9 protein-coding genes and 1 pseudogene are annotated in these 9,713 nt (G+C 71.7%); all 10 read right to left on the bottom strand.

All coding sequences use genetic code 11. The features are described from left to right. A partial coding sequence (locus GTW43_RS21795; protein WP_161303697.1) for a flavodoxin-dependent (E)-4-hydroxy-3-methylbut-2-enyl-diphosphate synthase occupies window positions 1–552 on the bottom strand: 552 nt, incomplete at its 3' end. Between the two features lie 7 nt (window positions 553–559). Next, a complete protein-coding gene (hpnH, locus tag GTW43_RS21800) occupies window positions 560–1,582 on the bottom strand; it encodes an adenosyl-hopene transferase HpnH (protein WP_161303698.1) in 1,023 nt (340 codons plus the stop codon). Window positions 1,583–1,587: 5 nt separating this feature from the next. Continuing rightward, window positions 1,588–2,256, bottom strand: coding sequence for a 1-hydroxy-2-methyl-2-butenyl 4-diphosphate reductase (locus tag GTW43_RS21805; protein ID WP_161303699.1), 669 nt, complete (start codon window positions 2,254–2,256; stop codon window positions 1,588–1,590). Beyond that, window positions 2,256–4,265 (bottom strand): squalene--hopene cyclase, encoded by a 2,010-nt coding sequence (shc, locus tag GTW43_RS21810; RefSeq protein WP_161303700.1) that lies wholly within the window; start codon window positions 4,263–4,265, stop codon window positions 2,256–2,258. Before shc ends, GTW43_RS21805 begins: the two co-directional genes overlap by 1 nt. Before the next feature lie 101 nt (window positions 4,266–4,366). Further along, entirely contained in the window at window positions 4,367–5,425 is a 1,059-nt protein-coding gene (locus GTW43_RS21815; RefSeq protein WP_343246085.1) for a polyprenyl synthetase family protein, read from the bottom strand. 62 nt (window positions 5,426–5,487) lie between these two features. Continuing rightward, a complete protein-coding gene (gene hpnE / locus GTW43_RS21820) occupies window positions 5,488–6,897 on the bottom strand; it encodes a hydroxysqualene dehydroxylase HpnE (RefSeq protein WP_161303701.1) in 1,410 nt (469 codons plus the stop codon). Then, on the bottom strand, window positions 6,894–7,097 hold the full coding sequence (locus tag GTW43_RS21825) for a hypothetical protein (RefSeq protein ID WP_161303702.1): 204 nt from the start codon (window positions 7,095–7,097) through the stop codon (window positions 6,894–6,896). Before GTW43_RS21825 ends, hpnE begins: the two co-directional genes overlap by 4 nt. Beyond that, the gene (hpnD, locus tag GTW43_RS21830) at window positions 7,097–8,047 is read right to left on the bottom strand and encodes a presqualene diphosphate synthase HpnD (RefSeq protein ID WP_161303703.1); all 951 of its coding nucleotides are present in this window, start codon (window positions 8,045–8,047) and stop codon (window positions 7,097–7,099) included. Before hpnD ends, GTW43_RS21825 begins: the two co-directional genes overlap by 1 nt. Next, a complete protein-coding gene (gene hpnC / locus GTW43_RS21835) occupies window positions 8,044–8,949 on the bottom strand; it encodes a squalene synthase HpnC (protein ID WP_161303705.1) in 906 nt (301 codons plus the stop codon). The genes hpnD and hpnC overlap by 4 nt, the downstream gene beginning before the upstream one ends. A gap of 425 nt (window positions 8,950–9,374) precedes the next feature. Further along, a pseudogene (locus GTW43_RS21840) lies at window positions 9,375–9,713 on the bottom strand (ABC transporter ATP-binding protein); the annotation flags it as partial.

Consider the following 9,713-nt stretch of genomic DNA (forward strand, 5'->3'; position numbering starts at 1 on the left):
CTCCTCGAAGAGGGACGCCTCCCACAGCGCGGACTCGACGAGCGCCTCGGGGGTGGCCTTGCCGTACTTCTGGAGCAGCCGGCGGTCCAGCGAACCCGCGTTGACCCCGATCCGGATCGGGGTGCCTGCGTCCGCGGCGGCCCGTGCGATCTGCTTCACCTGGTCGTCGAACTTCTTGATGTTGCCCGGGTTGACGCGGACCGCCGCACATCCGGCGTCGATCGCCGCGAACACGTACTTCGGCTGGAAGTGGATGTCCGCGATCACGGGGAGCTGCGACTTGCGCGCGATGGTCGCGAGCGCGTCCGCGTCGTCCTGGGTGGGGCACGCCACCCGCACGATCTGACAGCCCGCGGCGGTCAGTTCGGCGATCTGCTGGAGCGTGGCCCCGATGTCCGAGGTCCGTGTCGTCGTCATCGACTGCACGGACACGGGTGCGCCGCCTCCCACGGCCACCGGTCCGACCTGGATCCGGCGGCTGACGCGCCGCTCGGCGATCGGTCGGACCGGTACCTCGGGGAGGCCCAGTGAGACGGGTTCTCCGGTGCTCACGGCGCCGTCACCCACGGTTCCCGGCGACGGTCTCGGTCATGGCGCGCAGGGACTCCTTCAGGGATCCCATGGTGGCGAGGACGGCGGTGGGCTCGTAGCCGCAGTGCGCCATGCAGTTGGCGCAGCGCGGGTCCTTGCCGCGGCCGTACGCGTCCCAGTCGGTCTTCTCGATGAGTTCCTTGTACGTCGGGACGTACCCGTCGCTCATCAGGTAGCAGGGCTTCTGCCAGCCGAACAGCGAGTAGTTCGGGATGGCCCAGGCCGTGCACGGGAAGTCGACCTTGCCCTCGAGGAAGTCGAGGAACAGCGGCGAGTGGTTGAGCCGCCAGCGGCGCCGGTTGCCGCCCGCGAAGGCCTTCTTGAACAGCTCCCGGGTCTGGGTGACACCGAGGAAGTGCTCCTGGTCGGGTGCCTTCTCGTAGGCGTAGGCAGGCGAGATCATCATCTCGTCGACGCTGAGGTCGTCGTTGAGGTAGTTGAGCACCTCGATGATGTTCTGCGGGGTGTCCGTGTTGAAGAAGGTCGAGTTCGTGGTGACCCGGAAGCCGCGCCGCTTGGCCTCCTTGATCGCCTCGACCGCCTCGTCGAAGACGCCTTCCTTGGCGACGGACTCGTCGTGGCGCTCGCGCATGCCGTCGATGTGCACGGTGAACGCGAAGTACGGCGACGGCGTGAACTTGTCCATCTTCTTGCGCAGCAGCATCGCGTTGGTGCAGAGGAAGACGTACTTCTTCTTCGCCACCAACTGCCGCACGATCTCGTGGATCTGAGGGTGCATCAGGGGTTCCCCACCGGCGATGGAGACCATCGGCGCACCCGATTCCAGGACCGCGCCGACGGCCTGGGCGACGGGCATGCGCTGCTTGAGCACCCCGGCCGGGTGCTGGATCTTGCCGCAGCCCTCGCACTTGAGGTTGCAGGCGAAGAGCGGCTCCAGTTCGACGATGAGGGGGAACTTGTCCCGCTTGCGGATCTTCTGTTCAGCGAGGTACGTCGCGACCTTGATGGACTGGCGGAGCGGCATGGCCATCTGGCTCACCTCCGAGGGAGCAGCAAAGAACGGTGCCATTCGAAAAAAACGGGAAGCACGGCACGAAGAACGCGGAAAGCCGATAGTCCACCGCGCAGCGTGCCGATCCGGACGAGTTCATGTTCTGGAGAGTCCACGACCACCCGGACGGCCGCAACCGGGCGGCGGACCGTCCCGGTGGCCGCGGCCGCCGTGCGCAGGGTGGCCGCCGACTCCATGTCGACGGCGATCGCGCCGGTGGCCAGCAGGTCACCGCGCTCCGGCCCGCGCACCACGTGGTCGGAACCGGTGAGCGGTCCCGTGTGCACGGTCCGCCCGGGCACCGCCTTGACGAGCTCCTTCACGAGGAGCTCGGTGCCGTCGCAGGCCGTGCTGCCGTACGGGTCGCGGGTCTGCTCGGCGACGACGAGGTCGCCGGGGTGCATGCCGGGCGCGAGTCCGGCGCAGAAGCCCGTGGCGAGGACCGCCGCGTCGCGCAGCGCCGGATCGGCGAGTGCGGTGCGGGTGGCTCGCTCGGCGGCCCGGGGACCCATCCCCGTCCGCAGCACGCGGACCGGGGTGCGCGCGCCGCCGCGGCCACCGGTGCGCAGGGCGAGGTGCTCGATGCCCAGCGCGCAGGCGACGAGCAGCGGTGCGGCCTGAGGCGGTCGTGCGGCCGTCGGGTGCTCGGTCATCAGCTCCCCTCGGCCGGGGCCGCGATGCGGTCCGTGAACGGTTCGCCGTGGACGTACCGGCCGAGCGCGGTCAGCGGGAAGACCTGCCGGTACAGGTGGTAGTTGATGGAGAAGTCCCAGGGGAAGCCGGTCCCGGTGAAGTACGGCTCGTCCCAGGTGCCGTCCTCGGTCTGGGTGTCGGCGAGGAAGGCGACGCCGCGCTCGACGGCCTTGGACTCCCGCTCGCCGGCGGAGAGCAGCGCGAGCAGCGCCCAGCCGGTCTGCGAGGCGGTGGAGGCGCCGCGGCCCTTCCAGTCCTCGTAGCGGTACGAGCGCAGGTCCTCGCCCCAGCCGCCGTCCTCGTTCTGCACCGACTCCAGCCAGGTGACCGCGCGGCGGATCGCGGGGTGGGCGGCCGGCAGCCCGGCGGCGACCAGGGCGGGGACCACCGATCCGGTGCCGTAGATGTAGTTGACGCCCCAGCGGCCGAACCAGGCGCCGTTCGGCTCCTGTTCGGCGAGCAGCCACTCGATGCCGCGCCGGGTGCGCGGGTCGTGGGCCATGCCCTCGACCGCGAGCATCTCGACGACGTGCCCGGTGACGTCGGACGACGGCGGGTCGATGACCTCACCGAAGTCGCAGAACGGCAGCCGGTTGGGGAACGGACTGGTGTTGTCGACGTCGAAGGCGCCCCACGCGCCGTTCTTCGACTGCATGCCCAGGTTCCAGCGCACGCCCCGCTCGATCGCCCGCTCCAGGCGCTGCGGGTCGGGGTGGCGGACCCGGCGCAGGGCCAGCACGACCTCGGCCGTGTCGTCGATGTCCGGGTAGTTGTCGTTGTCGAACTCGAACGCCCAGCCGCCGGGCTCCAGTTGCGGCTTGCGCACCGACCAGTCGCCGGGCCGGTCGATCTGTTCGTCGATCATCCAGTCCGCGGCCCGGACGAGCGCGGGGTGGTCGGCGGGCAGTCCGGCGTCGGCGAGGGCGATGGTCGCGAGGCAGGTGTCCCAGACGGGCGACTGGCAGGCCTCGATCATGCGGGCCCCGTCCTCGCGCCACACCGCGAACCGGTCGAGGGACTTCAGGCCCGCCTTGAGGACCGGGTGGTCGAGGTCGTAGCCGAGCAGGTGCAGGGCGATCACCGAGTAGACGGCGGGCGGCTGGATGCCGCCCCAGCAGCCGTCGTTCTCCTGGCGCTCGATGATCCAGCGGGCGGCCGCGTTCATGGCGGCCCTGCGCAGCGGCCCCAGAGCGACCTTCTGGTAGCCGTGCATCAGCTTGTCGAGCCGCTGGAAGGCGCCGTCCCAACTGGCCACGGGCGCCAGCGGCTTGGCCGGGTTCGGGTCGCGCGCGTCGGTGTGCAGCTCGTCGAGCGGGAAGGGCGCGGGGCGCACCGGGCGCTTCGCGGAGACCACGGTGAGCGGCACGATGGTCTGCCGGGCCCAGCAGCCGAAGTCGTAGATGTTGAGCGGCATCCACTTCGGGAAGTAGATGAGCTCGGGCGGCAGTTCGGGCAGGTCGTCCCACTTCCACCAGCCGAACAGGGCCAGCCAGATGCGGGTGAAGACGCGGCTCGCGGCGATGCCGCCGCGCTCACGGACCCAGGCCGAGGCCTTCGCCATGTGCGGGTCGTCGGGGGCGTCTCCCGCGAGCCGCAGGGCGACGTACGCCTCGATGGTGGTGGACAGTTCGCCGGGGCCGCCGTGGAAGGTGGCCCAGGTGCCGTCCGCGCGCTGCTCGCCGCGGATGAACAGGGCCGCGGCGTCCGTCGTGGCCCGGTCCCTGATGCCCAGGAACTGGCGCAGCAGGAGGTCCTCGGCGTCCATCGTCACATTGGTGTCGAGGTCGCCCTTCCACCAGCCGCGGTCGTCCTGCCGGGCGAGCAGGAAGTCCGTGGCGCGCTGTATGGCTCGTCCGGCGGCGGCCCGGGTACCGGCCTCCGGGGGGTTCGGTTCGGTCAGAGGGGCAGTGGTGGCCGATGGTGCCTCGGGAGCTGCGGCTCCGGTGCTTCCGTCGGTCGTCGCTGTCATGGCTATCCCTTCATACAGTGGTTCTGATGCTGGGTAACCGTCGGCCGATGCCCCGGTGGAACACCGGCCGGCGACTGCGATCTATATGCGGCCGATAGCGATCATCTCTTCCGTACGACGACGAAGTCGGCGAGCGCGGCGAACTCCGCGCGCACCGAAGCGGGCATCTGGACCGTGTCCAGGGCTTCGAGGGCGACGGCGTGCTGGCGCCGTGCCTCCTCGGCGGTCCACTCGCGCCCGCCCGCCTCCTCGATGAGGGCGGCGCGGGCGGCGAAGTCCGCCTCGGTGAAGGTGTCGAAGTCGGCGTTCTTCGCGTCGGCGGCGAGGAGCTCGCCGAGCCGCTCGGAGGCGGGTCCGGCGGAGCCGAGCGCGGCGACGACGGGCAGCGACTTCTTGCGCTGGCGCAGGTCGCTCCAGGTCTGCTTGCCGGTCGACTCGGGGTCGCCCCAGATGCCGAGCAGGTCGTCGACGGCCTGGAAGGCGAGGCCCAGGTGGTAGCCGTACTTCTCCAGCGCGTCGGCGGTCGCGTCGTCGGCGCCGCCGAGGACGGCGCCGATGGAGGAGGCGCAGGCGAGCAGGGCGCCCGTCTTGTTGCCCTCCATCTCCAGGCACTCCACGACGCTGACGCGCTCGCGGTGCTCGTAGCTGATGTCCTGCGCCTGGCCGTCGATCAGCGCCCGGGTGGCGGTGGTCAGCCGGCGCGCGGCGCGGCCGGCGTCGACGGTCTCCAGCTCGAGGAGCACCTCGTTGGCCAGGGCGAACAGGGCGTCGCCGACGAGGATGGCCTGGGCCGGGCCGTGCACCTTCCACACCGTGTCGCGGTGCCGGCGCTGCTCGTCACCGTCCATCAGGTCGTCGTGCAGGAGCGAGAAGTTGTGGACCAGTTCGACCGCGACGGCGCCGGGCACGCCGACCTCGGGGGCGGCGCCCGCGGCCTGCGCGGAGAGCACGGCGAGGGCGGGGCGCACGGCCTTGCCGCCGTCGCCGTCGGACGGGTTGCCCGCGGCGTCGATCCACCCGAAGTGGTAGGCGGCGACGGTGTCCATGGGCGGTGCGAGGCGCTCGACGGCCGTCTTGAGCACCGGCGTGGCCAGGGTTCGGCCGCGCTCCAGCAGCGCGGTCACGTCCACCGCGTCGGCAGCCTCTTGGGCCGAGGGCACAGGTGGCACAGTCTCTCCTTGTTGTCCGGATGTCGGCGCTTGCGCCGTGGGAAGTTCGATGCTCACGCCGCCTCCCGGAACAGATGGCCGCGGGGGCGGTCGAGGGCGGCGAGGGCCGCGTCGGCGGCGCCGACACCGCTGCGCACCGCGCCTTCCATGGTCGCGGGCCAGCCGGTGGCGGTCCACGCGCCGGCCAGGAAGAGGTCGGGAGCCTTGGTACGGGCCGACGGGCGCAGGGCGCCGACGCCGGGGGCCGGGGCGAACGTGGCGGTCCGCTCACGGGTGACGAAGAAGTCGAGGATCCCGGCCCCGCGCGCGGCGGGCAGCAGCCGCTCCAGCTCGGGCAGGTAGCGCTCGCGGAGCGTGGCGACGGGCGCGTCGATCTCGTCCTGGGCCGCCGACTGGGAGACGGCGAGGTACTGCCCCTCGGTGAGGCCGGAGGCCTCGGTGCGGTCGAAGACCCACTGCACGGGCGAGCCGATCGCCGTGAAGAAGGGCCGCTTGAGGACCTTGCGGTCGTAGACGACGTGGAGGTTGAGGATCGGCGCGGTGCCGATCCTCAGGAGCCGCTCGGGGGCGTCGAGGGCGCCGTCCGGCAGCAGGGCGTGGGCCTCGCGCTGCGGGACGGCGAGCACGACGGTGTCGGCGTGGAGCACCTCACCGGCCGCGTCCGACCCCGCGGGAACCTCCACGGCCCAACGTCCGTTCTCGGTACGGGAGATGGAGGTGACGCGTGTACGGAGTCCGATGCGTACGCCCGCGGAGTCGAGCGCCTTGCGGGCCAGGGTGTCGTGGAGTTCACCGAGGGGCACGCGCGCCCAGCCGATGTCGGCGGCGCCGTTCTCGGACAGCAGCCCGGTCTTGAACACCATGGCGGCGAGTCCCAGCGAGGACTCCCCCGCCACCGCGTTCAGGGTCGCGACGCCGACCAGGTCCCACAGCGCCTCGACGGTGCGCGGCGACTGGCCGTGCGCGGCGAGCCAGCTGCCGAAGTCCTGGTCGTCGAGCGCCGGGTCCAGCGGGTCCAGCTTGCCGAGGGCGAGCGCGGCGCGGCCCACGTTGGCGCGTTCGGCCAGGGACAGGTGCGGATACGTGGCCAGGCTCTTCGCGAGGTGCAGCGGGACGGGCAGTCCGGTGCGCCGAAGCCGGCCGAGGCGGTTGCGGTCGGCGTCGAGGACCGGCACGTCGAGACGTTCCTGCAGGGGCGCGAGTGACGTGGCGTCGATGCGGTCGAGGAACCAGCGGTAGGCGGTGCAGCAGCGCAGGTACACGTGCTGGCCGTTGTCGACGGTCAGGTCGCCGCGCTTGAAGGAGAAGGCGAGTCCGCCGAGCCGGGGGCGTCCCTCCAGGAGCGTGACGTCCGTGCCGCCGTCCGCGAGGGCGAGCGCGGCGGTGACGCCGGCGAGACCGCCGCCGACGACGACCGCGGTGGGCCGTGCGCCGGACGCGGTGTCCGGGTGTCTGTCACTCATGCGTCCTCCCCCTCGACGGCGCCGGCCGGACGGCCGGTGCGTACGGCGCGCGCGTGCCGGTGCGCGACGGGTGTGGTGCCGCCGCGACGGTCCGTCGCCTGCTGGGACGCCGGGCTGTGGCGGAGGGTTGCCCGCCGTGTGCCGCCGGTGCGGTCGGTGGCGTCCGCGGCCGGTCCGGTGTCCGTTCGTGCGGTGTTCATCAGGCGCGCCCCCGCAGGGTGGCCCGGGCGACGGATCGCGTGTCGAGGCCGGACAGGCCGCGCACGGCGACGTACGCCTTCTCGCGGCCGGGCAGCGAGACACGGCCGCGCAGCACGGCCTCGGGCTCGCGCTCGATGCGGTCGAGCAGACGGCGGTAGATCCCGGCCATCGCGGCGACACAGGCGCCGGAGCGCCGGTCGAGCAGCGGAAGGAGCCGGTACCCCTCGGCGAACAGGGCGCGGGCGCGCCGGACCTCGAAGTGCACGAGGCCCGCGAAGTCCGAGCCGGCCGGCGGCGTGGGGCCGTCGAACCCGGCGGAGCAGCCGAACTTGGCGAGGTCGTCGGCGGGCAGATAGGTGCGCCCGTTCTCCGCGTCCTCGCGGACGTCCCTGAGGATGTTGGTGAGTTGGAGCGCGAGGCCGAGCGTGTCGGCGTACTCGGGCGCCCGCTCGGCACCGCGCGCCCCCGGTTCGGTGCCGAAGACGCCGAGCGAGACCCGGCCGATGGCGCCGGCCACGCACCGGCAGTAGACCTTGAGGTCGTCCCAGGTCTCGTACGTCTCGCCGCGCAGGTCCATCAGGACGCCGTCGATGAGCTCGTCGAGCCCGCCGAGCGGGATCGGGAAGCGGTGTGCGGCGTGCGCGAGCGCGACGGCCACCGGGTCGGTGTCGTCCTCGGCGACCTCGCCGTCGCGGACGCGGGCGAGCAGGGCCCGGGTCTCGCCGAGCCGCTCCGCCTTGACGTCCGGCTCGAGCGTGCCGTCGCCGATGTCGTCGACACGGCGCGAGAACGCGTACACCGCCGACATCGCGCGCCGCTTCGCGGTCGGCAGCAGCCGGATGCCGTAGGCGAAGTTGCGGGCCTGCTGCCCGGTGACGGTCTCGCAGTAGCTGTATGCGGCGAGCACCGGTGCCGACACCTGCTGGTCAGACTCCACGGACTGGCTCACCCCTCTCCTCGCAGAGTCGCTCCCGCCTCGCGCAGCAGCCGGAGCCCGGTGGGCCTGGGCGGCCCGGGAAGGACGTCGTACGAAGCGGCGGTGATCGCGTGCACCGCCGCCTTTCCCCCGGCCACGAACCCGGCGAGCAGCAGCTTCAGCCTGCCGGGGACGCTACCCACCAGGGGGGTGCCTTCATTCAGCAGGCCGCGGGCGCGTTCCGCCTCGAACGCGACCAGGGCGCGCACCGATGCGCCGGCGCTCGGTGCGGCGAGGTCAGCCTCCTGCACGTGGAACCGCTTCATGTCCTCGGCCGGCAGGTAGATCCGGTCCCGGCCGAGGTCCTCGGCGACGTCCTGGAGGTGCTCGACGATCTGCAGCCCGGTGCAGACGGCGTCGGAGCGGCGGATGCGTTCGGGGGTCGCGGTGCCGGTGATGGCGAGCACGAGGCGGCCTACGGGGTTGGCGGACAGCTCGCAGTAGGCGAGCAGGTCGTCGTAGGTCTCGTAGCGGCTGACCAGCTGGTCCTGGCGGTTGGCGCGGACCAGGCCGAGGAAGGGCTCGGGGGTGAGCGAGCGGCGCCGGACCGTCGGCTGCAGGGCCGCGAGCAGCGGGTGGTGCGGGGCGCCGTCGAAGACCCGGGCGAGGTCCTCCTCGAAGGCGTCGAGCATCACCAGCGGGTCGTTCGCCTCTTCGGGTGAGACGCCGAGGTACCGGGCGTCCGCGCCGCCGGGGGCCAGGTCGCCGTCGCCGATGTCGTCGACCAGGCGCGCGAACCCGTAGACGGCCATGAGGTCGTCGCGCCAGGCACGCGGCAGGAAGAAGGGGGCCACCGGGAAGTTCTCGTCGGCGGCCTTGGCGAGGGTGGCGGTCTCCGGGGCCCCGAGGGCCTCCGGACGCGCACGGGAGGTCATCGTCACCGGGCGCGGCCCGCTTCCGCGAGGACGGCGAAAGCCTCGTGGAGCTGGAGAGTTTCCGTAGCCATTACCGTCACATCTCCCGTTCTACACTGCGGACGCAATCCATCCTATTTCGGACACGCCGCCCGGACTCCCGCACGGCGAGCTCTCCCCCACCGAGCCGGGATGTCGCGCATTATCGCCCCACTTGCCGCGAATCGGCACCGGTACAGCTTACGTTGTACAACGATGTCCGCGACGGCGGGGTGTTCTGCACATCACAACAACACACCGATCGTGGCCAAGATTCCTTCAGGCCAAGGAAGTTGACCCTCCTTTGACCCTTGATCGCCATGTAGTTGGTATCTACAGGCATATCAGAGGCCCCACCGGGAGAAAACCGGTGGGGCCTGTGATGACGCGTGGGGCGGCTGGAGGGTTTACTTCCCCGTGAACTTCTCGTACTCCTTGAGCACCTCGTCCGTCGGGCCGTCCATCCGCAGCTCGCCGCGTTCCAGCCACAGGACGCGGTCGCAGGTGTCGCGGATCGACTTGTTGTTGTGGCTCACCAGGAAGACCGTGCCGGCCTCCTTGCGCAGCTCACGGATGCGGGCCTCGGAGCGCTTCTGGAACTTGCGGTCGCCCGTGGCCAGGGCCTCGTCGATCATCAGGACGTCGTGGTCCTTCGCCGCCGCGATCGAGAAGCGCAGCCGCGCCGCCATGCCGGACGAGTAGGTCCGCATCGGCAGGGTGATGAAGTCGCCCTTCTCGTTGATGCC

It is taken from the genome of Streptomyces sp. SID5785, from assembly GCF_009870065.1.
Lineage (GTDB): Bacteria > Actinomycetota > Actinomycetes > Streptomycetales > Streptomycetaceae > Streptomyces.

Coding starts and splice junctions, on each gene's coding strand:
- hpnH (WP_161303698.1), bottom strand. CDS start 1,582: ATGGCCATGCCGCTCCGCCAGTCCATCAAGGTCGCGACGTACCTCGCT.
- GTW43_RS21805 (WP_161303699.1), bottom strand. CDS start 2,256: ATGACCGAGCACCCGACGGCCGCACGACCGCCTCAGGCCGCACCGCTG.
- shc (WP_161303700.1), bottom strand. CDS start 4,265: ATGACAGCGACGACCGACGGAAGCACCGGAGCCGCAGCTCCCGAGGCA.
- hpnE (WP_161303701.1), bottom strand. CDS start 6,897: ATGAGTGACAGACACCCGGACACCGCGTCCGGCGCACGGCCCACCGCG.
- GTW43_RS21825 (WP_161303702.1), bottom strand. CDS start 7,097: ATGAACACCGCACGAACGGACACCGGACCGGCCGCGGACGCCACCGAC.
- hpnC (WP_161303705.1), bottom strand. CDS start 8,949: ATGACCTCCCGTGCGCGTCCGGAGGCCCTCGGGGCCCCGGAGACCGCC.